Source organism: Streptomyces sp. NPDC059008 (genome assembly GCF_042749045.1).
Lineage (GTDB): Bacteria > Actinomycetota > Actinomycetes > Streptomycetales > Streptomycetaceae > Streptomyces.
This window is the reverse complement of record NZ_JBHYJC010000003.1, coordinates 279,779-301,864: the sequence shown is the minus strand read 5'-3', so window position 1 is coordinate 301,864 and position 22,086 is coordinate 279,779. Positions and strand designations below refer to the sequence as shown.

Sequence of the window (22,086 nt, the reverse complement as noted above, 5' to 3'; positions counted from 1 at the left end):
TCACCTCCGGCCCGTAGCGCGCGACGTCGTCTTCTTGGTGGTCTTCTTGGCGGATTTCCTGGCGGACTTCTGGGTGGTCTTCTTGGCCGGCCGCTGAGTCGTCTTCTTCGCGGCTCGTCCGGTGGATTTCTTCGCGGTCGACTTGGTGGTCTTCTTCGCGGTCCGCTTCGTGCTCTTCTTCGCGGGAGCCTTCTTCGCCGCGGATTTCTTGGCCGGAGCCTTCTTCGCGGCGGCCTTCTTCGCGGGAGCCTTCTTGGCCGGCGCCTTCTTCGCGGCGGTCTTCTTCGCGGCGGTCTTCTTGGCCGGGCGTTTCTTCGCCGCGGCCTTCTCGGGTGCGGCCTTCTTGGCCGGTTTCTTCTTTGCGGGAGCCTTCTTCCGCGCGGCGGTTTCGGCCGACGGCCGCCGTCGGGCCGCCTTCGCCGGCTCCGCCCGCTCCGTGCGCCGGCGGCCGCGGCGCCGCGGCCGTTCCTCGGGCTCCTCTTCCTCGGGCTCCTCTGCCTCCGGCTCTTCTTCCTCGGGCTCTTCCTCCTCCGGCTCCTCTTCCTCCCCCTCGGGCTCCTCTTCCTCCTCTTCCTCCTCCTCGCCCTCCTCGTACTCCTCCTCAGGCCCGCCTTCCTCCTCGTACTCCCCCTCCTCCTCTTCCGCCTCTTCCCCCTCTTCTTCCTCCTCGGGGGCCCCAGCGCCTTCGAGGAGGCGGGTGCGGTCGTGCAGCGAATCGGCGAGTTCGGTCAGACGGCGATTGGCGGCGGTCGCCAGGGCCTGCCGGCCGGCGTCCATGACCTCGCCGCGCAGCTGCTCCCCCAGCTCCGCGACCTGGGGGACCTCGCCCAGCCGCCGTACGCCCTCGGCCAGCAGCTGGCGCGGTTGCAGCCCGAACTGCCGCCCGGCGAGATAGGAGGCAGCTGTGAGAGCGAACCGGCCCTTCTTCGTTCGGCCCAGCACGTACCCACCGGCCAGTGCTGCGGCGAGCATGATCTTGGTTCCATCGTTCATGGATGCGTACCTTCTCCCGGCGGTGCTGCCGATCGGCGCCTCCCTTCCAGAGTGATGCGTGTCGCGACCTGCGCATCTCGAACGGTCCGAAGGTGGGGATCCGGGGCGTTAGGCCATATGAGTGAACGGCTCCGGGAAGGGCCCGACCAGGGCCTTTCCCGGAGCCGTTTGAGTTTCCGAGGGTTGTGGTATCGCGCTTCCGGACCGTGCCGTCACCCTTCCCGTCCTCGGCGGGCAACTGGGCAGCCGGGCTGCCCGGGACGCGGTCACCGGTCCGACGACGGTCATCGGCCGGCGTTCGCGCGGCTACTTGTAGTAGCGGTTGTCCTCGACGTCGACCACTGGTGCGCCAGGGGAGGGCGGCTGGGTACGCCGCCGCTTGAGGATGCTCACGTACGCCGCCAGGCCGATGACGCCGACGGCCATCAGAATGACGCCCACAAGGTCGAGGTTGACTCCGGCCATGTGCCAGTCCACCGCGAAGGTGAGGATGGCCCCCACCGCGAGCAGACCGATGCACCCGCCGATACCCATCGTGTCAGCCTCCGTAACTGGTGTGCCCGTTGCTTCCGTTGCAACCCGCCTACCCTGAAGCGGGCGGCTTACCCGGCTCCCACGGCCGCCCGCACCTCCTCGGCGACCTCCCGGTCCAGCGCCGCGCGCACCAGCGCCGAGGCGAACGCGGCCGCCTCGTCCGTCGTGACCAGCCGCGCGAGCTTCGTACGGTCGCCCGGTAGCCCCAGCCGCTCCGCGCCCTGTACGGCCTTCGGATCGAGAAACGGAGCGAACTCCGTCCAGACCCCTTGCACCTCGCGCAGGAAGATGGCGGATCCCGTGGGCCCGATGCCCGGCAGTTTCTGAAGCGCCCGGCGCAGCTCACCGGCATCGCCGCCGGCCGCCTCCCGCAGCCTTCTCAGATCGCCGCGGCATTCGCCCAGCAGCAGCTCGGCGCCCTCCCCCAGCCGGGTGGCGGTGCTCTCGTCGTAGCGCCGGTAGCCGCCCTCGCCGAGCGCGTCCACGCGCTGCTGCCAGGTGGCGTCGTGCATACGGCGCGGGGTGCTCATCCCGCCGTCGAACAGGGCCCTCGCCGACGCGACGGCCACCGAGGCGCGAATCCGCGTACTGAGCAGATCGGCCAGCACCAGGAGCTGGTAGAGCGGCTGCGGGGTGTTCCGCAGCTTGATGCCGCACTCTTCGGCATAGGTCTCGCCATATCGGCCCAACAGGGCCCGGACCAGGGCCCGTTGCGCACTGCCCGCTCTCATGGCCGCCCTCCTCGAAATGCGACGGTGCGGACCGTGCCGCCACCCCGGCGCCGTCCGTCGTACGGTGGAGGGAACGCTCTTCACGTCGGTCGGAGGACGACATGACAGTGCCGCAACCCCCGGGGCCGGCCGGCCCCGCCCGTCCGGATCCGGTCCCGCCCACACCGGGTCCGGAACCCGGCCCGCTGGGTCCGCAGCCGGGCCCCGCACCCGGACCGGTCCCCGCACCCGGCCCCGACCCGGTACCGCCGCCCCCTCCACGCCCCGAACCGGATCCCGTGCCGCCCAACCCGGCGCCCCCGACACCAGGTCCCACGCCCGGCCCGGCCCCCGATCCGCGCCCCGCCCCGCACACCGGCCCGCCGAGCACCGCTCTGCCCGGCAGCCTGGCGCGCCCGCACGGCGCCCGGGCCCCCGACGTCATGCATGGCGACGGGCCGCCTTGAGGCACCGGAACATCTCCTCGGCGTACGGCAGTGCCACACACAGGCCCACACCGATCCCGAACCCGGCCAAGTACCGGGCGGGCAGCGGCGACGATTTGGGCAGCAGCTTCCAGTCGTCGGCGTCCCGGGCACCGCGCAGGAGGCGGCGGACCTGGTCGGCGTGGAGCGTTCCCAGGAACGCCAGGGCAGTGAGCGGCAGCACGCCGTACATCAGGAAGCGGCGGTTGGCGCTCTCCACGTCCACGGCCCCCATCGGAACGGAGAGGTCGGGCGGCCGACGCCAGGTCCGCCAAACACGGGCGATCCGGTGCCGTGTCATGTCTCGTCCTCCAGACGGATGACCTTCTTGAGGTCCTCGGCGGCTTGCCCGTCCTTCTTCTCGTGCTCCTCCAGCAGGGCTGTGGCCAGGGCGTCCAGCTTGCGCTGGATGACGTGTTCGGCGCGCAGCTCGGAGTTCTTCAGCAGCGCGAGGAGAAGGAGGGTGACCGCCGTCATGGCATCGCCCGCCAGCAGCTGCCACTCCACGGAGAGATGCGCGAGGTGGACGGCCACATAGAGGGCGACCAGCGCCAGGCAGACGACGAAGAAGGCGGGGGAGCTGGTGAACAGCGAAGCCTTCTCGGCCAGCTCGGCGAAGCGGCCCCGCCGCTCGCCGCCTCGGCTAGCGGGGTGACGAAGAGTCATGGGCACCGCCGTTGTCCTTCAGCTCGTGCGGGGTGAGCCGTTGCTCCGTTCGGGGGAACGCGTCGGGCTCCCGGCTCTCGACGACGTCGCCGACCGGGCCGCCCTCCGGCAGCCTCGGCTGCTCCTCGGGACGGGGCGGACCGGGCTCGTCGGCCTTGCGGCGCCGTCCCCAGACGAAGGCGGCAAGCAGCACGGCGACCAGGGCGACACCCCCGCCGACGAGGAGTAGTTCACCCGCCCCCGGTGGAGCGGCCAGCTGTTCGGACAGGTGCGGATTCGATGCAGCCACAGTCGCAGTCACGGTCACAGTCTCCTTCCAGGTCGGCTGCCCGACGAGGCGAGAGCCACGCGCGCCGGGCAGATCGGCCCTTGCCGTGCGTCATGCCGTACGCCTTGCCGTACGTCCTTGCTGTGCGGTCCTTGGTTGTGTGGTCCTGGCTGTGCGGTCCTTGGCTACGCGCTCCCCGTCGTGCCGCGTGGCAGCCGGGCCACCTCGGGCGACTCGGTGTCCAGCGGCACCGACCAGGGGGCGACCAGGCCGAGGCCGACGCCCTGGCGGGGCAGCACGGCGTCCAGGAGCCAGTCGGCGGCCACCCGGACGCGGTTGCCGGGCATCGCCAGGAGGTGGTAACCGCGCGTCACGACACTGGCCACCGGGCCGGAGATCGGCAGGTGCAGGGGGTTGGCGGCGGCCTGGATCCCGCCGAGATCGACCATGAAGCCCAGGTCGTGGTGTTCGTAGGCGCGCGGGGCGCCCCTGCCGCAGGAGGCCGCGACGTTGCGGGCCGCGACCCTGCCCTGCCGCTGGGCGTGCTGGGCGGTCATCGGCGTCACCTCGCCCGGACGGGTCAGATCCGGTACGGCCGCGGCGTCGCCGCAGGCGAACACCTCGGGTCGCCCCGGGACGTTCAGGTACTCGTCCACGCACAGCCGCCCCTTGTCCGTGGGCAGTCCCAGGGAGGCGACCAGCGGGTCGGGGCGTACGCCCACGCACCAGATCAGCGAGCGGCTGGCGATGAACCCGCCGTCGTCGAGCAGCACCCCGTCCGCCGTCGCCTCCTTGACGGAGGTGCCGGTACGGACGTCCACCCCGCGGGCGCGCAGGACCCGGTCGGCGGTGCGGGACAGCCGCTCGTCGAGTCCCGGCAGCAGCCGGTCGGCGACGTCCAGCAGCAGCCAACGGGGCCGGGGCCCCTCCCGCAACCGGGCGTTCTGACGGGCCAGCGCCTCGGTGTACAGCACGCCGTGGGCGGCGACTTCGGTGCCGGTGTACCCGGCGCCGACCACCACGAAGGTGGACCTGGCCGCCCGCTCTTCCTCGTCGTCGGACGCCCCGGCCAGCTCGATCTGGCGGGTCATGTGGTCGCGCAGGTACAGCGCCTCGGGCATCCCCCGGAAGCCGTGGGCGTGCTCGGCGACACCGGGGACGGGCAGCAGCTTGTTGACGCTGCCGACGGTCAGCACCAGCCGGTCGTACGACAGGGTCCCTTCCCGGTCCTCGGCGTCGGTGTAGGCCACCCGGCGGGCGTCGAGGTCGACGTCATGGGCCTGCCCGAGGAGCAGGCGGACGTCCGGCAAGGTGCCGGTCAGCGACACCGAGACCCGGCGCGGTTCGAGGATTCCGGCCGCCACTTCGGGCAGCAACGGGACGTACAGAAAGTAGTCGAGGGGGTTGAGCAGCACGATCTCGGCGGCTCCCTTGGCCAGCCGGGAGAGTGTGCGGGCACAGTGGTAGCCGGCGAAACCGGCTCCGACGATCACGATCCGAGGGCGACGTCGCGTCACGTGGACTCCTGCGGTCGAGGGGTGTGTCGAGTCAGGAGCAGGAGCTCCTGCCACCTTGCTCCTGAAGGCGTCGCGTGCCCGTTGGCGGGCTTGTTACTCAACCAACCGGGCAAAGGGACACCCCGCCACCCGGACGCCGGAGCGTACGGCGCCGCCCAGCGGGTACGCCCGCCCGCATGGACACCACGGACAGCGACAGGGACACGGTGCGCGCGGGCCGCCGGACCGTGCGCATCCACCGGCCGGACAAGGTGCTGTTCCCCGCCGACGACCTGACCAAGGCCGACGTCGTCGGCTACTACCGCCAGGTGGCCGCGGCGATGCTCCCGCAGCTCCGCGGCCGGCCGCTGATGCTGGAACGGCTTCCCGAGGGGCTGGACGGCCCGCACTTCATGCAGAAGGACACCCCCGACCACTACCCCGACTGGATCCGCCGGACGGAGGTCGCCAAGGAAGGCGGCACCGTCACCCACCCGGTCTGCGACGACAAGGCCACCCTGCTCTTCCTCGCCGACCAGGCCTGCCTCACCCTGCACCGCTGGCTGTCCCGCGCCGGGCGGCCCCACCACCCCGACCGGCTGGTGTTCGACCTCGACCCGCCGGGCGCCGACTTCGAGCCGGTACGCGAGGCAGCGCGGGCGGTCGTCGGGCTGCTCGACGAACTCGGACTGCCGACCGCGCTGATGACCACGGGGTCGAGAGGACTGCACGTCATCGTTCCACTGGACGGCAGGGGCGACTTCGACACGGTGCGCGGCTTCGCCCGGGACGCGGCGGAGGTGCTGGCGCAGCGGCACCCGGACCGGCTCACCACGGCCGTGCGCAAGAAGGCGCGCGGCGAGCGGCTCTACCTCGACGTGCAGCGCAACGGCTATGCGCAGACGGCCGTCGCCCCCTGGTCACTTCGGGCGAAGCCGGGTGCCCCGGTCGCCGCGCCGATCAGCCATCGGCAGCTCGACGATCCCCGACTCACCGCGCGGCGCTGGTCGTTGAGGGATGCGGCGGGCGTCCTGGAGCAGGCGCGGTCGAAGCCGTGGTCCGAGGTGCCGCGTCGCGGGCGGTCCCTGGGCACGGCCCGGAAGCGGCTCGACAAGCTGCGCTGACCAGCGCCGCGTGCGAGCGGAAACCGCCTCCTGCCGCCCGTGCCCTCCGTCGCGGGCTCAGCCGGTCCAGGTCCAGTCCGCGACCTCCGGCAGATCGGTGCCGTGCTCGCGGATCCAGGCGTGGTGACGGTTGCGCACGTCCGCCATCTCCTGGCGCAGTGCGACGGCGCGGACACCGAGGCCCGGCACCCGGTCGACCACGTCCATCACCAGCCGGTACCGGTCGAGATCGTTGCGGACGACCATGTCGAAGGGCGTGGTGGTGGTGCCCTCCTCCTTGTAGCCGCGGACGTGCATGTCGCGGTGGCCCGTGCGGCGGTAGCAGAGCCGATGGATCAGCCAGGGGTAGCCGTGGTAGGCGAAGATGACGGGCTTGTCGGGGGTGAACAGGGCGTCGTACTCGAAGTCCGGCATGCCGTGCGGGTGTTCCCCGGCCGGCAGCAGCCGGGCCATGTCGACGACGTTGACCACACGTACCGCCAGCTCCGGCAGGTGCCGGCGCAGCAGACCGGCGGCGGCCAGCGTCTCCTGGGTGGGGACGTCCCCGGCGCAGGCGAGCACCACGTCCGGGTCGTGGCTGCCGCCCTCGGTACCGGCCCACTCCCACACACCGGCGCCGCGTGCGCAGTGCGCCCGGGCCTCGTCGAGGGTGAGCCAGTCGAAGGTCGGCTGCTTGCCGGCCACGACCACATTGACGTAGTCGCGGCTGCGCAGCACGTGATCGGCCACCGACAGCAGGGTGTTGGCGTCCGGTGGCAGGTAGACCCGGACCACCTCGGGGCTCTTGTTGAGGACGTGGTCGACGAAGCCCGGGTCCTGGTGGGAGAAGCCGTTGTGGTCCTGCCGCCAGACGTGCGAGGTGAGCAGGTAGTTCAACGAGGCGATGGGGCGCCGCCAGGGCAGTCGGCGCGCGGTCCGCAGCCATTTGATGTGCTGGTTGACCATCGAGTCGACGATATGGGCGAACGCCTCGTAACTGGAGAAGAGCCCGTGCCGGCCGGTCAGCAGGTAGCCCTCCAGCCATCCCTGGCACAGGTGCTCGGAGAGCACCTCCATGACCCGGCCGTCCCGTGCGAGGTGCTCGTCGGTGGGAAGCGTCTCGGCCTGCCAGGCCTTGCCGGTGGCGTCGTAGAGCGCCTCCAGCCGGTTCGACGCGGTCTCGTCGGGGCCCATGACCCGGAAGTCGCGGCGCTCGGCGGTGGCCGTCATGACGGCCTCCAGCAGCCCGCCCAGCACCCGGGTCGGCTCGTGCAGCACACTGCCGCGCTTGTCGACCTCCACCGCATGCCGCTCCAGCGGCGGCAGCGGCAGGTCACACACCAGCAGGCCCCCGTTGGCGTGCGGAGAGGCACCCAGTCTCCGCGTCCCTTCGGGTACGCAGGCGAGCACGTCGGGCCGTGGCCGGCCCTCCGCGTCGAACAGCTCCTCCGGCCGGTACGAGCGCAGCCAGTCCTCCAGCTGCCGCAGGTGTTCGGGGTCGTCGCGGACGCCGGCCAGTGGGACCTGGTGCGAGCGCCAGGTGCCCTCGACCGGCTGCCCGTCGACCTCGCGCGGCCCGGTCCAGCCCTTGGGCGTCCGCAGCACGATCATGGGCCAGCGGGGGCGCTCCGTCGCGCCGTCCGTACGCGCCCGGCGCTGGATGTCCACGATCCGGTCCACCGCGTGGTCCATGGCGGCGGCGAGCTCTTGGTGCACCGCGGCGGGGTCGTCTCCGGCGACGTGCAGCGGTTCATGGCCGTAGCCGCGCAGCAGGGCGGTCAGCTCGTCCTGCGGCAGCCGGGCGAGCACCGTCGGGTTGGCGATCTTGTAGCCGTTCAGGTGCAGGACGGGCAGCACCGCACCGTCGTGCACCGGGTCGAGGAACTTCGTGGCGTGCCAGGACGCGGCCAGCGGCCCGGTCTCCGCCTCTCCGTCCCCGACCACGCAGGCGACCAGCAGCCGTGGGTTGTCGAAGGCCGCACCGTAGGCGTGCGCGAGCGAGTAGCCCAGCTCACCGCCCTCGTGGATCGATCCGGGCGTCTCCGGTGCAACATGGCTGGGGATCCCGCCGGGGAACGAGAACTGCCGGAACAGCCGCGCCATACCCGCTCCGTCCCGGCCGATGTCGGGGTACGTCTCGGAGTACGTGCCGTCCAGCCAGGAATTGGCCACCACAGCGGGCCCGCCGTGCCCCGGGCCCCATACGCACAGCGCGTCCAGCTCGCGGGCCTTGATGACACGGTTGAGGTGGGTGTGCACCAGGTTCAGGCCCGGCGAGGTGCCCCAGTGGCCCAGCAGCCGCGGCTTGATGTGCTTGGGGCGCAGTGGCTCCGTCAGCAGCGGATTGGCCATCAGATAGATCTGCCCGACGGACAGGTAGTTGGCCGCTCGCCAGTGCGCGTCCAGCCTTCGCAGCTCGTCCGCGTCGAGCGGCCCCGCCGCCGACGGGGCGGGGCCGGTCCCCGCCGTTGTCCCAGGGTGGACGTCGGGCATGCTCGTCTCCTCACCGAGAGGGGTGTGCGGGTGCGATCACGGCTCGCGCGGCGCGGGCAGCGGTTCGGCTTCCGCCCGGTGCGGGAACGGCGCTCCGCGGTCGCCACCGATCGGGATGGGCGCGATCTCCGAGAAGCCGGCGTCCGCCTGGCGAACATGCGCCATTCCTCCCACCTTGCGATGACGGCGGAGCGCCGGCAACCGGTGTCGGCCGGTTCGCTCGCCTCAGTCCGGCGGCTCGGGGGACGGGTTCTCGTCGGGTCGGGCACCGGGCGGCTCCTCCCGGCCGGGACCCGGCTTCCCCGGATCGGGCCCGGCGGGAACCGGGTCACGCGGCAGCGGATCGGGCGCCCTGGGCACGGGGCCCGGGCCGTCCGGTACCGGCTCCGTAGCCAGGGCGACCAGGGAGCTCGTGGCAGTCAGCGCAGTCAGTGCAGTCATGGCAGTCATGGCGCTCTCCTTCCTCACCGTCGTGCCGGTATTCCCCCCGGGTCGGCTCGATCCCCACGCCCGCGCAGGGGCGGCGCGCACCGCGCAAGCGGCATTCACTCTTCCGGGGCACCCGTCGCGGCGCTTGCGTGGCTCCGCATGCGGGGTCCGCCGGCGCGTGCGCACCGTGGGACCTGTGGGCCTGGCAGGCCTTGCGACGGCGGTGAGGAGCGATGATCGTATCCGTGGTGTCGATGCCGGGAGGGACGGTCACTCGCACCGACATGTCCGAGGCGCGGCAACGTCTCGCCGAGTCCGACTTCCTGCTCGTCGACATCCAGCTCCCCGACGAGCCGACGCCCGAGGAACAACCGATCGTCCACCAGCTCGGCCTGGAGCCCGAGCGGCTGACCTGGTTCGGTCGGGCGGGGGAACCCGCGCGGGCGGAGTTCCTCGGGGACCGGGCCGGTTTCGTCGTACCCGTGATCGAGGGCGACCAGGTCGCCCATGTCCATGCCGTGGTGACCGAACGGCAGCTGATCACCGTTCACCGAGGACCGGTCCGGGCATTGGCGGGCCTCACCGCACGGCTGGGGCAGGAACGGCCGCCCGACACCGCGGCCGTACTCTTCCTGCTGCTGCAGGACGCTCTGGAGACCTTCCGCCGGGACGCCGTGCAGGCCCTCCTGGCCGTGGAGGACCTTGAGGACGAGATGTTCGAGCAACGACGCCCCGAGCAGATCTACCGCCTGGCGAGACTGCGACGACGCGCCGCCCTGCTGCACCACTCCCTCCTGCCCTACCTCCAGGTGACGGACGAGCTGTTCACCCGGAGGATGTTGAGTCGCAGCTTCCCCGAGGAGCGCCAACGGCTCGCCCGGGAGTTCCAGCACGCCGCCAGGCTGGTGCTCACCGAGATCGAGTCCCTGCAGGACGCCGCCCGGCGGGCGTTCGCCACCCATGCCTCCCTCGTCTCCGGCGAGCAGAACGGCGTGATCAACCGGCTGGCCATCGTGTCGACGATCTTCCTGCCGCTGACGTTCCTGACCGGGTTCTTCGGAATGAACTTCAGCTATCTGACGAACGAGTTGGAGAGCCGGGCCGTCTTCTGGCTGCTGGCCGTCGGACTGCAGGCGTCCGTCCTGTTCGTCGCCCTCTACGTGCTGCACCGCACCCAGATCTGGCGGAGGCTGCGGGACGAGGAGGGTCCGGAGGAACGACGAAGGTCCGAAGGGACGGTGAGTCCGCACGCGCGGCGGACGGCACGCCGGTGAGGTCGGTCAGCCGAGTCGGGCCATGAGGTGGTCGCCCACCCGAAGCGCGTTCGCCATGGCCGTCAGGGACGGATTGACCGCGCCGATGCTCGGGAAGAAGCTCGTGTCGACGACGTACAGGTTGTCCAGGTCGTGCGCCTTGCAGTTGACGTCCAGCGCCGAGGACGCGGGGTCGTCGCCGAACCTCACCGTGCCGGCCTGGTGTGCGGTGGCACCGATCGGCATGCCCTTGTGCAGGTAGATGCTGTGGGACAGCAGGCGGTGTTCGTGCATGCCCAGGTGGCCGAGCAGGTGCTCGAACTTGTGCCGCAGGCGCTTGAGGGCGGTGATGTTGTTGTTCTCGTCGAGCGTGAGGTGGATACGGCCGTCGCCGTCCAGCGTGACCCGGTTGTCGGGCTGTGGCAGGTCCTCTCCGCAAAGCCAGAAGTCGACGGCGTGATGGGCCAGGACCTCGAAGGGCATGTCCGGTGCCGCCTCGCCGGCCCAGCGCGGCGCCTCGCCGTGGATCTGCTCGGCGTCCGACTTGCCGAGCATCTGGATCCCTCCGAGGGGGTAGTCCCAGTCGTCCGCGCCCAGGTACCAGTCGTGCAGGGCGAGGGTCTTTTGGAACTGGGTGTCGTTGGGCTGGTGCGAAACGGCCATGAGGGCGAGGTTGTTGTGCCGCATGTAGTGCCGGCCGACCACGTCCGAGCTGTTGGCCAGTCCGCGCGGGTGCCGGTCGTTCGCCGAAGCCAGCAGCAGGGCCGCGGAGTTGACCGCCCCGCAGGCCACGACCACGATGTCCGCCGAGAACCGGACCTGTTCCCCGTCCGGGAGTTGGGTGACGACCGCCGTGACACTGCGCCCAGTGGGGTCGGTTTCCAGTCTCGTCACCCGGGCCCTGGTGATCATCTCGACGTCGGGGGTACCGCAGCGCCGGTTCCACGCAGATCACCTGGGCGTCGGACTTGCCGCGGACGAGGCACGGGAAGCCGTCGACCCGGTTGCAGCGGATGCAGACGCTGGAGTGGGTGGCCCGCCCGTTCTCGTCCTGAGTGAGGTCGACTCCGATGGGAAGGTGGAAGGGGTGCAGTCCCCGCTTCTCCAGGTCGTCGCTCAACTGCTGGATACGCGGCTCGTGTTCGACCGGCGGGTAGGCGTACTGTCCGCTGCACGGCCCTTCCCAAGGGTCCTCGCCGTGCCTGCCGTGCACCAGGTAGAGGTGTTCCGCCTGGGTGTAGTACGGCTCCAGGTCGTCGTAACGGATCGGCCAGGCCGGAGAGACGCCGTCATGGTGGCGCAGTGCGCCGAAGTCCTCGGGGCGCAGCCGGAACAGCGCCGCACCGTAGAACTTGGTGTTGCCGCCGACGTAGTAGTTGACCTCGGGTGGGAATGCGTTGCCGTGCTTGTCGAGCCAGAACTCCTCGGCCCGGTACTTGCCCCTGACGAACACGGCGGTGGAGTCCCAGTTGTCGCGTTCGCGTCGCAGGTAGTCGCCGCGTTCGAGGATCAGCACCCGCTTGCCGGAAGGGGCGAGCCGGTGGGCGAGCGTCCCGCCGCCGGCGCCGGTGCCGATGATGAGGACGAAGCGCATCGCCGTCGGATGGAGACCCGCCCGGGCCTGCGCCGCGTCCCACGCACCGCGGCTCCGGCGCCGACGGCGGTGCCCGACGCGCACGAAGAGCAGATCGCCCGGCCCGACCGTGACCTTCTGCGCGGTCTCGGCCGCCGCCAGGTCGTGGGTGGTGACATGGTCGCCTGGTTCGAGCCAGGGCAGGCCCCGCAGGCGCGGGACGTCCAGCAGGACGCCGCGGCCGACGATGCCGTCGCGCACCAGGTCCAGCGTGAGCGCGCGGGCACCGTCCGGTGTCACGCTGCTCGCCGGGACACCGCCGTGGAGTTCGCCGTCGAAGACGACGTGGCACAGCGCGTCGAGGTGGCTGTCGGCGTCCCCGTGCACGTTCATGGCGAACCGGTCGAGGGCGAACCACAGCCCGCGGGGCTCGCCCTCCCCGTCGTACGCCGGCACGGTCATCCGGTGGGACGCGGGCTGCGGGTTGTCGGGCCCCGGTCTGGTCTCGATGGGGGCGGCCAGCGACACGGTGCGGCCGCACCGGACCTCCGCGGCAGCGGCCACCACATGCTCGGGCGTGAGCCGGCCCAGTGCGCCGCGCCGCTGATCCGGGCCCTTGCGGGCCTGCTCGCGCAGCCGGCCGTACAGGGCGCGGAAGGCCGCCTCGGACATGGAGCGCGGCGCCGCGGACTGCGGCGCTGCCGGGTGCGACTGCCCGCTCATGGTGGCTTCGGCCTGGTCAGGTGGGGTGCCACGGCTCACGGGAGCGGGCCGGGGCGCGCCCCCGATTCGGTCCCGCCAGTACGGTCGTCACGTGAGCTCCTCCTCGTCCGGCGCAGGGCTCACCTCCCACTGTCGGCCCGCTCCCGCCTCCGCGCACCCCGGGGCCCTCGTGCGTTGCCGTCGCGCGGCTCAGTAGTCCTTGAGCCGGAAGGCGAGGACCTTCTTGAAGACCCTCGCGAAGTCCCCCTCCTCGTGCCGGGAAAGCACCTCGATCAGGTCCGTGTCCGCTGCGCGCTGTTGCTGTATGTGGGCTCGGGCGACCAGGGCGATCTCCTGGTTCGCGGCCACGAAGTCGCGCAACTCCCGTTCGTACGCGGCGAAGGCGGCGTGGTGGTCGCCGGCCGCGTCCCGCAGCTCGCCCGCCAGGACGTACGCGGCGGCCATGGCCATGGTGGTGCCCTGGCCGGAGGAGGGTGAGGCGCAGTAGCCCGCGTCGCCGAGAAGGGCGACCCGGCCGCGGGACCAGGAGTCCATGTGGATCTGCGCCACGGAGTCGAGGTGGAAGTCGGGGGCGTCCCACATCTCCTTCAGCAGCTGCGGCATCTCCCACCCGGCATCCGCGTACTCGCGGGCCACCAGACGCTTCTGCTCCATGACATCGCGGGGGAGGAACCGCGCGGGCGGCTGGTCCGACTCGATGCCGATGAAGACGCGTGCCTCCGTGTTGTCCCGGACGCTCATCACCATGGCGCCCCACTGATCACCGTCCCGCATGCGGTAGAGCACTTCCCAGCGGTCCAGGCCGAGGTGGTTCGGTGCCGACCACACCCCCAGGTAACTGCCGAGGTGGCGGAGGTGGTTCTCCTCCGCCCCGAAGACGAGCCCCCGGGTGTGGGAGTGCACGCCGTCGGCGCCGACGACCAGGTCGAAGGTGCGTGCGGTGCCGCTGCGGAAGACGACCCGGACTTCGTTGTCGTCCTGCTCAAGGGTGGCGATGGAGTCGTCGAAGAGATACTCGATCTCGTCGCCGCCCGCGGCGAACAGGATCCGCGCCAGGTCGTCGCGCAGGATCTCGACGTCGGGGCTGTCTATCCGCCCACCGCTGGCGGTGTGCTCGGTGGTCCTGGACAGTTCGTTGCCGTCGTCATCGACGACCGACATCCCGCGCAGGGCGGTGCTCTGACGGCGTATCTCGTCCAGTACCCCCATGCGCTCGGCCACTTCCAGCGCCGGGCCCCGGACGTCGATCGCCTGTCCGCCGGGCCGCAGACCGGGGGCCCGCTCCACCACCGTGACGTGGAACCCGTACCGGTTCAGCCAGTAGGCAAGGGTGGGGCCGCCGATGCTGGCGCCGGAGATCAGGACGCTCATGTCCTTGGGGTGCTTCGTTTCGCCGCTCGTGGACACTGCGGGCTCCTCGTCGGTCTGCGGATTTCGGTACGTCCGAGACTGGCCGACGACACCGACGGGGCACCGACAGGGCGGTGACAGCGCCGACAGGGCGCTGACACGTGCGGACCGCTGTCTGGGGCGACGGCCTCAGCCCCGGGCTGTCACCGTCACCGTGACCTGCCCGGAGGCGCCCGGGCGCGTCCGCACCCGGACCGTGCCGCGCTCCCCCGCCGGCACGGTGCGCGGCCAGGCCACCGCCGGGCCGCGTACCGACACCCGCCATCCCGCGGAGGTGGGCGGAGCGGACAGCTCACTGACGCCGGGGCGCCCCGGGGAGTCGTAGACGAGGCGGAAGGTGCGCGCCGCGGGGTCGTAGCGCTGCTCGCGCACCGTGCCGGCGACGGCAGGGGCGTAGGGACGCGCGGTCTGCTCCTTGTTGGCGTGGAAGCGGCCGTCCTCGCCGACGGCGCAGTACCCGCCTCCGTAGCACCAGACATAGCCCGCCCAACCGGAGCTGTAGCGGTCGAGGGAGGCGAGGGCGTCACCGTAGAAGCGCGCCATGTTGGGCAGCGCGCTGTTGCGGGGGCCCCACTCGCCGACGACGACCGGTATCCGCTGGGCGCTCGGGTAGCGGGTGACGGTGTTCTCGTAGGTCTCGATCCAGCGTGCCGAGGGGTCGTAGTCGCCGCCCGCTTCCATGGTGGCGTTGTAGAAGTGCGGTGCGTAGACGACCTTGGGGTCGTCGATCCGGCCGAGGCCCGTGGGCAGGCCCTCGCCGACGATCGGGGTCGGTTCGACGAACAGCCTGCTGTGGCGGTCGGCCGTGCGGATGGCTTCCGCGATCCGGTTGTACATCGGGGTCAGTTGCTCGGACTCGATGCGGTGGGCGGCCGTCGGAAGGTCCTCGCCCGCGCGGAGCCTCCCCATGGGCTCGTTGATCAGGTCGTACCCGAACACGGCGGGGTGGTGGGCCAGGCGCCGGGCGAGCACCTGCCACATGCGGGCCTGCGCTCGCCGGAGGTCCCGGTCCTCGTAGAGGTGCTCGAAGGCGGCCTGCACGGCGGGTTCGAAGTACTCCGCGAACCAGTCCTCCGGGTGCGGGGTGAAGGGCAGCCCGTCGGTGCGGGTGGCCCACTCGGGAATGCCGCGATGGCCGAACGCGGGGCCGAAGACGTCCTGGTGGGCGTCGATGACGACCTGGATGCGCCAGCGGTGGGCCCAGTCCAGGATCCGCTCGATCTTGCGGAGGTAGCGCGCGCTGTAGTGGCCGGGTCGCGGTTCCAGGTCGTCCCAGAAGACCAGCAGGCGCGCGAAGTCGAGCCCCTGGTCGTGCATGTCGCGGAAGTGCCGCTCGGTGATGGCGCTGAGCGCGTCGGCGCCGCGGTGCGTCTTGTCCTCGACGTTCCAGCCGCGCAGGGTGAGCGTGCGTCCGCGGTCGTCGGTGAGCGGCGGCGGTGCCGGCGACGCGTCGGCGCGTGCCGCGGCCGGAGCGAGCAGCGCGAAGACGGCGGCGAGGGCCGCTCCCGCCTTGAACCTGAACCCGCACCCGGCCATGGTCCCCCCACGCTGCACGCCGACACACCCTGTCGAACGGATGTCCGTCGGCCCTTGCGCTGAAACCCGTTCAGTGCCCCAGCCGCTCCAGGGCCGTTTCCGGGTAGCGCTCGCCCGCCACGGCCTCTTCGGGTACGGCCCGACGCAGCAGTTCGCGGTCGGCCTCGGTCAGGGCCAGTGCCACGGCGGCGACGTTCTCCTCCAGGTAGCGGCGGCGCTTGGTACCCGGGATGGGCACGATGTCCTCGCCCTGGGCGAGCAGCCAGGCCAGTGCGGCCTGGGCGGGCGAACAGCCGATCCGCTCGGCGACGTCCCGTACGGCCTGGACGAGCGCCAGGTTGCGCTGGATGTTCTCGTCGGCGAACCGGGGCCAGCGCCGGCGGTTGTCCTGCGGCGCCAGGTCGCCGCGGGAGGAGAGGGCACCGGTGAGCATGCCGCGCCCGAGCGGGGAGTAGGCCACGACGGCGATGCCCAGTTCCCGGCAGGTGGCGAGCAGTTCGCCCTCCACCACGCCGCGGGTGAACAGCGAGTACTCCACCTGGACCGCACTGACCGGGTGGACGGCATGGGCCTTGCGCAGCGTCGCGGGGCTGACCTCGCTCAGTCCGATGTGGCGTACCAGCCCGGCCTCCACCAGCTGGGCCATGGCACCGACCGTCTCCTCCACGGGGGTGGCGGGGTCGCGGCGATGGGCGTAGTAGAGGTCGATGTGCTCGACGCCCAGGCGGCGCAGCGAGGCCCGGCAGGCGAGCGGAACGTAGTCGGCGGAGGTGTCGACGTCGCCGACCCGGCCCGTGGCCGCGTCGTGGCGGAGCCCGAACTTGGTCGCCACGACGACCCGGTCGCGCTCATGGGCGTGCCTGCGCAGCCAGCGGCCGACCAACTCCTCGTTGCTGCCCTGCCCGTAGGCGTCGGCGGTGTCCAGGAGGGTGATGCCGGCCTCGAGGGCGTGGTCCAGGGTGTGCTGGGACTCCTCCTCGTCCGGGACCCCGTAGGCGATCGACATGCCCATGCAGCCGAGGCCGATCGCGGACACCTCGGGGCCGTCGGCGCCCAGTTTGCGGTACTTCATCGAACCTTCCCCTCAGTGGACCGGTCATCCGACCGGACAGTGGACCGATCAGCGGACCGGACGGCCGTGTAGGCGCGGGCGACATGCAGCAGCCACCCGACTTCTTCGGCGTAGCCCCCGTCCGTGGCGGGCTCCGGGCCGACCGCCGCGGACTCCCGGACCGGCGGCCGGTCGTCGTGCTTCGCGCGCAGCGCCGACACCAGCGATCTGGCCTGCACCATGGCGTGCAGCCGGTCGCCCGACAGCCCCGCCTCCTCGGCCGACTGCCGGGCGCCGGCGGCCACGGACGGGGCCATGTACGGGCGCAGCGCGAGCAGACCGTCCTGGATCTCGATGACCATGCGGTACAGGCGGTAGCTGATGTCGCCGGGCAGGAAGCGGGCGAGACGACCGGCATGCTGCGGGTTGAGCGCGATGTCCGGCACGGCCGCGTACAGCGCCGCCCACAGCGGATGCAGCCGCTGATAGGTGACGAAGTTGCGGACCAGCCGCCGCCACTCGGCGACCCGCGGTCCCCAGGACGGCATGGTGAGTCCTGCCACCAGAAAGAGAATGCCGGTCCCGTTGGCCACCGGCGTCAGCAGTTCCCATTCCAGCGGGTCCAGTCCGCTCTGCACCGCGATCAGCGACAGCAGGCGGTTGAGACAGTAGACGAGACAGGCGCCGGCGCCGATCGCCGTGCAGTACAGCCCCCTGCGCAACCACTGCCGTCCGGCCACCCGCCCGTAGCGGCGGCACAGTCGGATGATCTCGATCATCCCGGCACCGAACGCGCTGACGTAGAGCAGCAGATAGGCGGCGACCAACGGGCGGTGCGCGTTCTGCAGCAGATAGTGGGCGCTGCGCGGTTGCGCGCCCGTGCCCGCCGCCGCCCACATGGTGACCATGGCGACCGCGCACAGGGCCGCGATGAGGAGCCGGACCAGGGCGCGCCGCCGGGCGGCCTCGGGCGGGTACACCCAGTAGACGATCGCCGTGAGGAAGGCGGCACTGGACGCGACGCCGCCGAAGAGATGGATGCCCAGCGCCCCGATGTCGGCCACCCCGACGCGCGCGTCCACGGCCTGCGCGACGGAGGGCGTGGAGAGCGTGAACGAGATGCCCTTGCAGCCGAAGGCGATGAGCAGGGCGAGCAGCGCCGGATCGCGTCTGTGATGGCGCAGGTCGCGCAGTTTGTAGAGCAGCGCGAGTGCGCACAGGACGGCACACGCGGGGAAGACGACGGCCTTCACGGCGGTCATGAGAGCTCCTGTCGGCCGACGGCCCGGCCATGACCCGGCGGACACGCCCTAGTGGGCATGGGGCCCCGGGCCCGGATTGAGCGAGCTCTCGATACGTCCGACCGTCTCGGCGTCAGCGGACGGAACGCTCCACACCGACTCCACCGAAGGACGGGTGACGCGTTCGAGGATGAGGGAGGCGACGATCTCCGCCTCCTGCTCCTCCGCGGTGGAGTAGCTGGTGCGCCCCAGCATCTCCCGCACCCGCTGCGGATCCAGATTCGGCATCAGATCGCGCATCATCGCGGTGTTGAACCCCGCGGAGTCGCAGTGGTTGCACAGCATGTGCGCGAGTTCGTGGGCGATGATGTGGTCCCGGTGCAGACGGCTGGTGTCCGCCTCGACCACGATGACGTCGAAGGTGTCCGTCGCCAGCCACATCCCGCAGGGAGCCTCCGCGCCCAGGGGAAGCGATACCAGCCGGATCGGGCGTCCTCTGTCCGCGCTGAGTTGTTCCACCAGCGTGGTGATATCGCATCCGTCGGACAGGTCCAGGCGTGCCAGTACGGCATCCGAGGCCCGTCGCAGGTGCTTGAGTTCCTTCTTGCGGGACTGCTTGTGAGCCCCGGAGGTCAAGGCCACGGCCTGTGCCTACTCCTTCCTCACGACCGGTCTCGTCGTCTCGCCGAACGAAGGCACGCCCGCAGGAGCCGTGGCGCGCCGCACAAGACACCCCAGCACAGTAGCCCTTCTGATAGTGCGACGCATTTTCCGGGATGCCCGTCGATCGACGGTCCCGGTGAATTCAGGCCTACGGAGCGGTGATTGGCCCGACCGGAAGGCGGGCCGCGGCGAGCGGGGTCGGACGCTCGGAAGTGGAGGCCTTGGAGAAGGCAACCGTCAGGGGCGCGCAGGGCTACGGTGTGTGGGCGCAGCCGAGCTTTGCGTAATACCACTCGTACTGGCCCAACACCCACGGACCCGCCGTGATCGTGAAGGTGCCGTGCGGGCGTGGACAGTGAAACGTCACGGTGGTGGTATCGGGTCCCGGTGGGGGCCCGGGCGACGCGGTGGCCGCGGAAGCGGTACCGGCGCCACCGACGGCGCACAATGCGGCGACGAACACTGTCGCGATGAGCTTCTTCATGGCTCCTCCCAGTTCCCACGCGTGCGCGAACTGCCTGAGGGGGCCGGGCACTCAACCGCTTCGCCGCAGGCCGAGGCCCTACACCCCCTTCACCACGCACTTGGGGCCGCAGCTTCACGGAGACGTACAGAGGACCATACAAGCAACTGCCCAAAATCGGAACAATCGCAAAATTCGCCCCACATCCGTCGGTGTGCCCATGTGCCCACCCGGTTGGGCCCGCTCGGCCCATGAGTCCACTCCCTGCTCTCGCGATGCTGGAAGCAGGAGGGGATGTGGTCTGGGGCCCGGCTCCGCGGAGGTGCATCATGAGCGGCTCAGTCGTCGTCGGCGTGGACGGCACCGGGAACAGCGTGCCGGCGGTGCGCTGGGGTGCCACCGAGGCAGCGGCCCGCGACCTGCCGCTTCACCTCCTGCATTCACGGAGTTCGCAGCCTTCGAGCGTCCGCGACACGCGTCGTGCCTACGACAGGCGACGCTGCGGCACCGAGGTGCTGGAGGCGGCCGAGGCGGCGGCGCGTGCCGCCTGTCCGGACATCGCGGTGACGACCGAGCAGGTCTCCGAGGACGCGGTGACCGCGTTGACGGAGCGTAGTGGAGGGGCGTCGTTGCTGGTGCTCGGCTCGCGCGGGCACAGCGCCATCAACGGCTTCCTGCTGGGCTCGGTCAGCCTGCATGTGCTCGGAAGCGCAGGATGCCCGGTGGTCACGGTGCGCGAGGAGCAGGCGGGCGCGTACGCCGAGCCGGAGATCGTGGTCGGGGTACGGAACACGGGCGTGGCGGGCGAGCCGGTACTGGACTTCGGGTTCACCGCCGCCGACACCCATCACACCGGGCTGCGGGCCGTGCGCGTACGGCAGCCGCCCGATCTCGGTGGTCTCGCCGCGGACGCCTCCGGCCTTCCCCCGGAGGACCCGGAGCTGATCCGCAGCGAGCGGAAGGCGCTCACCGACGCCCTGCGTTCCTGGCGGCGGAAGTTCCCCGAAGTCGACGTGACCGAGCAGATGGAGAGCGGCAGAGTGGTGCCCGTACTGCTGGCGAACGCCTCGCAGGCCGGTCTGCTGGTCATCGGACGCGGTGTGCGGCGCTCCCCCATGCTGCTCGGCCCCGTCGTCCTCGCCGTCCTGCACCACTCCCCCTGCCCGGTGGCGGTCGTGCCGGGCGTCTGAGCGTGCACCGGGCGCGGACCCGGCCCTGGCTCATCGGACAGACCCTAGGCGTCGTCCGCCTCGGCGGTGAGCCGGTCGATCACCTCGACCACGCCGTCGACGCTCTCGCACAGACGCACGGCGATGGGCACGAGGCTCCTGCGTGCCACGGTGCCGCTGAGCGTCACCGTGCCGTCGGCGACGTCCACCGTGACGGCGGACGGCGCGATGTCCAGGGTGCGGGTCAGGATGTCCTCCAGGATCTCCTCCTGGATCGCCCGGTCCCGCCGCAGGAACAGCTGCACGAGATCGCTGCGGCTGATCACCCCGATGAGCCGGCCGGAATCGTCGACCACCGGGAGGCGCTTGACCTTCCGCTCCTCCATCGTCCGGGCCGCCTGTACGGCGCTCCAATCGGGCCGCGCCACCACGGCGGGGCTGGTCATGAGCGCACCGGCGGTGGTGCCCCGCTCGTCGGACGGCCGGCGCAGCAGATCGGCCTCGGAGACGACTCCCACCGGCCGCTCGTCCTCATCGACGACCGGAACGGCGGTGATGTCGTACTCGTGGAGCAACCGCGCGATCTCCCGGAACGGGGTGCCCGGTTGGGCGACGACGGCATGGGGCGTCATCAGGTCGGCAACGCTGCGATGCCGCATCTCGGGCCGGTCCCTTCTCAAGTGCTGTGCATACCAGGCTCACGTCCTGTGCCGATGAGCCTGCCGCGCCCATGTGCCGGCCAGTATCCGTCCCTGGTGGTGCGGGACCGGGACGGCGATGCCGGGCTTGCCCCATACGGCCTCGACGCTCCCCCGGACGGTCCTCGGTCACCTGGCCTCACTCGTGCGGGACCACGGCCACCGGGCAGGTCGCATGGTGGATCGCGGCGTGTGCGACGGGTCCGATGCGCGGTGCGAGCAGCGGACGGTGGCGTCTGCGGCCGAGCGCCAGGAGTTCGGCCCCCGCGACCGTCTGGATCACGGCCCGCGCCGGACCCTCCGGCAGTACGGTCAGCCGCACCGCCACGTCGGGGAAGCGCTCCGCCCAGGGGCCCACGCACTCTCGGAGCTCGGCGTCCGCTTCCTTGGTGACCTCCTCGGCCACCTCGGGGTCGACCCCCCAGGGCGCGTAGGCGTGCACGGGCAGGGACCGTCCGTGCACGGCCTGCAGCGGCAGTCCCCGGGTCGCCGCGGCGTCGAAGGCGAAGGCGAGCAGGGGGTCGCAAGGGCCGTTCAGGCCGACGCCGACGACGACTCGCGGCTCCCGGCCCGAGTCGGCCTCGTCCGCCGCCTCGGAGCGCCGCGGCTCGGCGCACCAGCTCCCCCGCACCAGCACGACCGGCCCTTCGGCCCGGCCCACGACGTCAAGGCTCACATCGCCGAGCACATAGCTCTCCCACGCGGTGAGCGCCCGGGTCCCGAGCACGACCATCCGCGACTCGTCCGCCGCACGCAGCAGCGCCGCATCGGCCTCGGCGCCCACCAGATCCTCGACGATCCGCACATCAGGATGGCGTTGGCGCACCTCGTCCAGGGCTTGGCGCACGATCCGGCGGGCGCCGGCGTTCTGGTCGCGGTCGGGCGGTGTGTCCGGCGCCTCGGCGGCGAGCAGTATCCATGCGTGGAGGAGCCGCAACACGGCGTTGCGCCGGTCCGCTTCGTCGGCCGCCCAGCGAGCGGCTGCCAGGCTCTCCACCGATCCGTCGAGCCCCACCGTGATGATTTCCGGCTCCATGGCTGTCCTTCTTCCCAGGCGGTGAGAGCGTGGACCTTCCCGGGTCGCCGGGTGGCCGACCCGTGTTCTCAAGCCTGCTGGACGCCCCGCATC

The 22,086-nt window shown here is 71.5% G+C and carries 21 protein-coding genes and 2 pseudogenes; 3 read left to right on the top strand and 20 right to left on the bottom strand.

Features of this window, described 5'->3' with window-relative positions:
• The 7 genes from ACFWZH_RS06640 to ACFWZH_RS06610 form a co-directional block, all read right to left on the bottom strand.
• Nucleotides 1–993 (bottom strand): histone protein, encoded by a 993-nt coding sequence (locus ACFWZH_RS06640; protein ID WP_384426373.1) that lies wholly within the window; start codon nucleotides 991–993, stop codon nucleotides 1–3.
• Nucleotides 994–1,299: 306 nt separating this feature from the next.
• Nucleotides 1,300–1,527, bottom strand: a complete 228-nt coding sequence (locus ACFWZH_RS06635) for a DUF6458 family protein (RefSeq protein WP_384426372.1) — start codon at nucleotides 1,525–1,527, stop codon at nucleotides 1,300–1,302.
• A 68-nt stretch (nucleotides 1,528–1,595) separates the two neighbouring features.
• Nucleotides 1,596–2,258 carry an endonuclease gene (locus ACFWZH_RS06630; RefSeq protein WP_384426370.1) on the bottom strand — a complete coding sequence of 221 codons (663 nt, stop codon included), beginning with the start codon at nucleotides 2,256–2,258 and terminating at the stop codon, nucleotides 1,596–1,598.
• A gap of 420 nt (nucleotides 2,259–2,678) precedes the next feature.
• On the bottom strand, nucleotides 2,679–3,023 hold the full coding sequence (locus ACFWZH_RS06625; protein ID WP_384426368.1) for a hypothetical protein: 345 nt from the start codon (nucleotides 3,021–3,023) through the stop codon (nucleotides 2,679–2,681).
• Nucleotides 3,020–3,388, bottom strand: a complete 369-nt coding sequence (locus ACFWZH_RS06620) for a low affinity iron permease family protein (protein ID WP_384426366.1) — start codon at nucleotides 3,386–3,388, stop codon at nucleotides 3,020–3,022. Before ACFWZH_RS06620 ends, ACFWZH_RS06625 begins: the two co-directional genes overlap by 4 nt.
• Nucleotides 3,366–3,689, bottom strand: a complete 324-nt coding sequence (locus tag ACFWZH_RS06615; protein WP_384426365.1) for a DUF6479 family protein — start codon at nucleotides 3,687–3,689, stop codon at nucleotides 3,366–3,368. The genes ACFWZH_RS06620 and ACFWZH_RS06615 overlap by 23 nt, the downstream gene beginning before the upstream one ends.
• Nucleotides 3,690–3,841: 152 nt before the next feature.
• A complete protein-coding gene (locus ACFWZH_RS06610; RefSeq protein ID WP_384426789.1) occupies nucleotides 3,842–5,149 on the bottom strand; it encodes an NAD(P)/FAD-dependent oxidoreductase in 1,308 nt (435 codons plus the stop codon).
• A 200-nt stretch (nucleotides 5,150–5,349) separates the two neighbouring features.
• Here ACFWZH_RS06610 and ligD point away from each other — a divergent pair, with 200 nt between their 5' ends.
• Nucleotides 5,350–6,276, top strand: a complete 927-nt coding sequence (ligD, locus tag ACFWZH_RS06605; protein ID WP_384426363.1) for a non-homologous end-joining DNA ligase — start codon at nucleotides 5,350–5,352, stop codon at nucleotides 6,274–6,276.
• Nucleotides 6,277–6,333: 57 nt separating this feature from the next.
• Here ligD and ACFWZH_RS06600 read toward each other — a convergent pair whose 3' ends face one another.
• From ACFWZH_RS06600 to ACFWZH_RS06590, 3 genes are read right to left on the bottom strand one after another with little or no spacing between them, the layout of a single operon-like run.
• Nucleotides 6,334–8,748 (bottom strand): phosphoketolase, encoded by a 2,415-nt coding sequence (locus ACFWZH_RS06600; protein WP_384426361.1) that lies wholly within the window; start codon nucleotides 8,746–8,748, stop codon nucleotides 6,334–6,336.
• Nucleotides 8,749–8,784: 36 nt separating this feature from the next.
• Nucleotides 8,785–8,913 (bottom strand): hypothetical protein, encoded by a 129-nt coding sequence (locus tag ACFWZH_RS06595; RefSeq protein WP_384426360.1) that lies wholly within the window; start codon nucleotides 8,911–8,913, stop codon nucleotides 8,785–8,787.
• A gap of 60 nt (nucleotides 8,914–8,973) precedes the next feature.
• Nucleotides 8,974–9,198: a hypothetical protein gene (locus tag ACFWZH_RS06590; protein WP_384426358.1), complete on the bottom strand. Its 225-nt coding sequence runs from the start codon at nucleotides 9,196–9,198 to the stop codon at nucleotides 8,974–8,976.
• A gap of 212 nt (nucleotides 9,199–9,410) precedes the next feature.
• On the opposite strand from ACFWZH_RS06590, the gene ACFWZH_RS06585 reads away from it, so the two are divergent.
• On the top strand, nucleotides 9,411–10,451 hold the full coding sequence (locus ACFWZH_RS06585) for a CorA family divalent cation transporter (RefSeq protein ID WP_384426356.1): 1,041 nt from the start codon (nucleotides 9,411–9,413) through the stop codon (nucleotides 10,449–10,451).
• A 6-nt stretch (nucleotides 10,452–10,457) separates the two neighbouring features.
• On the opposite strand, the pseudogene ACFWZH_RS06580 reads toward ACFWZH_RS06585, so the two are convergent.
• The 8 genes and pseudogenes from ACFWZH_RS06580 to ACFWZH_RS06545 all read right to left on the bottom strand — a co-directional run bounded on the left by ACFWZH_RS06580 (nucleotide 10,458) and on the right by ACFWZH_RS06545 (nucleotide 19,111).
• A pseudogene (locus ACFWZH_RS06580) lies at nucleotides 10,458–12,024 on the bottom strand (GMC oxidoreductase).
• Nucleotides 12,025–12,069: 45 nt separating this feature from the next.
• A pseudogene (locus tag ACFWZH_RS06575) lies at nucleotides 12,070–12,396 on the bottom strand (cyclase family protein); the annotation flags it as partial.
• 519 nt (nucleotides 12,397–12,915) lie between these two features.
• The gene (locus ACFWZH_RS06570; protein WP_384426354.1) at nucleotides 12,916–14,133 is read right to left on the bottom strand and encodes an FAD-dependent monooxygenase; all 1,218 of its coding nucleotides are present in this window, start codon (nucleotides 14,131–14,133) and stop codon (nucleotides 12,916–12,918) included.
• Nucleotides 14,134–14,265: 132 nt separating this feature from the next.
• Nucleotides 14,266–15,672 carry a cellulase family glycosylhydrolase gene (locus ACFWZH_RS06565; protein ID WP_384426787.1) on the bottom strand — a complete coding sequence of 469 codons (1,407 nt, stop codon included), beginning with the start codon at nucleotides 15,670–15,672 and terminating at the stop codon, nucleotides 14,266–14,268.
• A gap of 70 nt (nucleotides 15,673–15,742) precedes the next feature.
• Nucleotides 15,743–16,744 carry an aldo/keto reductase gene (locus ACFWZH_RS06560; protein WP_384426351.1) on the bottom strand — a complete coding sequence of 334 codons (1,002 nt, stop codon included), beginning with the start codon at nucleotides 16,742–16,744 and terminating at the stop codon, nucleotides 15,743–15,745.
• On the bottom strand, nucleotides 16,741–17,985 hold the full coding sequence (locus ACFWZH_RS06555; protein WP_384426348.1) for an MAB_1171c family putative transporter: 1,245 nt from the start codon (nucleotides 17,983–17,985) through the stop codon (nucleotides 16,741–16,743). The genes ACFWZH_RS06560 and ACFWZH_RS06555 overlap by 4 nt, the downstream gene beginning before the upstream one ends.
• Before the next feature lie 48 nt (nucleotides 17,986–18,033).
• Nucleotides 18,034–18,606 (bottom strand): toxin, encoded by a 573-nt coding sequence (locus tag ACFWZH_RS06550; protein ID WP_384426345.1) that lies wholly within the window; start codon nucleotides 18,604–18,606, stop codon nucleotides 18,034–18,036.
• A gap of 274 nt (nucleotides 18,607–18,880) precedes the next feature.
• Entirely contained in the window at nucleotides 18,881–19,111 is a 231-nt protein-coding gene (locus ACFWZH_RS06545; RefSeq protein ID WP_384426342.1) for a hypothetical protein, read from the bottom strand.
• A gap of 308 nt (nucleotides 19,112–19,419) precedes the next feature.
• Between ACFWZH_RS06545 and ACFWZH_RS06540 the strand changes: the two genes are divergently transcribed.
• On the top strand, nucleotides 19,420–20,280 hold the full coding sequence (locus tag ACFWZH_RS06540; protein ID WP_384426340.1) for a universal stress protein: 861 nt from the start codon (nucleotides 19,420–19,422) through the stop codon (nucleotides 20,278–20,280).
• Between the two features lie 44 nt (nucleotides 20,281–20,324).
• Here ACFWZH_RS06540 and ACFWZH_RS06535 read toward each other — a convergent pair whose 3' ends face one another.
• Nucleotides 20,325–20,918 (bottom strand): CBS domain-containing protein, encoded by a 594-nt coding sequence (locus tag ACFWZH_RS06535; RefSeq protein WP_384426337.1) that lies wholly within the window; start codon nucleotides 20,916–20,918, stop codon nucleotides 20,325–20,327.
• A 178-nt stretch (nucleotides 20,919–21,096) separates the two neighbouring features.
• On the bottom strand, nucleotides 21,097–21,993 hold the full coding sequence (locus ACFWZH_RS06530) for a universal stress protein (RefSeq protein WP_384426334.1): 897 nt from the start codon (nucleotides 21,991–21,993) through the stop codon (nucleotides 21,097–21,099).
• Nucleotides 21,994–22,086 lie beyond the last annotated feature (93 nt).

Bases quoted from the DNA above. Each gene is read 5' to 3' on its own strand.
- ligD (WP_384426363.1), top strand. From the start codon at position 5,350: ATGGACACCACGGACAGCGACAGGGACACGGTGCGCGCGGGCCGCCGG.
- ACFWZH_RS06560 (WP_384426351.1), bottom strand. From the start codon at position 16,744: ATGAAGTACCGCAAACTGGGCGCCGACGGCCCCGAGGTGTCCGCGATC.
- ACFWZH_RS06555 (WP_384426348.1), bottom strand. From the start codon at position 17,985: ATGACCGCCGTGAAGGCCGTCGTCTTCCCCGCGTGTGCCGTCCTGTGC.
- ACFWZH_RS06635 (WP_384426372.1), bottom strand. From the start codon at position 1,527: ATGGGTATCGGCGGGTGCATCGGTCTGCTCGCGGTGGGGGCCATCCTC.
- ACFWZH_RS06585 (WP_384426356.1), top strand. From the start codon at position 9,411: ATGATCGTATCCGTGGTGTCGATGCCGGGAGGGACGGTCACTCGCACC.
- ACFWZH_RS06590 (WP_384426358.1), bottom strand. From the start codon at position 9,198: ATGACTGCCATGACTGCACTGACTGCGCTGACTGCCACGAGCTCCCTG.
- ACFWZH_RS06640 (WP_384426373.1), bottom strand. From the start codon at position 993: ATGAACGATGGAACCAAGATCATGCTCGCCGCAGCACTGGCCGGTGGG.
- ACFWZH_RS06565 (WP_384426787.1), bottom strand. From the start codon at position 15,672: ATGGCCGGGTGCGGGTTCAGGTTCAAGGCGGGAGCGGCCCTCGCCGCC.
- ACFWZH_RS06535 (WP_384426337.1), bottom strand. From the start codon at position 20,918: ATGCGGCATCGCAGCGTTGCCGACCTGATGACGCCCCATGCCGTCGTC.
- ACFWZH_RS06545 (WP_384426342.1), bottom strand. From the start codon at position 19,111: ATGAAGAAGCTCATCGCGACAGTGTTCGTCGCCGCATTGTGCGCCGTC.
- ACFWZH_RS06595 (WP_384426360.1), bottom strand. From the start codon at position 8,913: ATGGCGCATGTTCGCCAGGCGGACGCCGGCTTCTCGGAGATCGCGCCC.
- ACFWZH_RS06600 (WP_384426361.1), bottom strand. From the start codon at position 8,748: ATGCCCGACGTCCACCCTGGGACAACGGCGGGGACCGGCCCCGCCCCG.
- ACFWZH_RS06630 (WP_384426370.1), bottom strand. From the start codon at position 2,258: ATGAGAGCGGGCAGTGCGCAACGGGCCCTGGTCCGGGCCCTGTTGGGC.
- ACFWZH_RS06625 (WP_384426368.1), bottom strand. From the start codon at position 3,023: ATGACACGGCACCGGATCGCCCGTGTTTGGCGGACCTGGCGTCGGCCG.
- ACFWZH_RS06540 (WP_384426340.1), top strand. From the start codon at position 19,420: ATGAGCGGCTCAGTCGTCGTCGGCGTGGACGGCACCGGGAACAGCGTG.
- ACFWZH_RS06620 (WP_384426366.1), bottom strand. From the start codon at position 3,388: ATGACTCTTCGTCACCCCGCTAGCCGAGGCGGCGAGCGGCGGGGCCGC.
- ACFWZH_RS06530 (WP_384426334.1), bottom strand. From the start codon at position 21,993: ATGGAGCCGGAAATCATCACGGTGGGGCTCGACGGATCGGTGGAGAGC.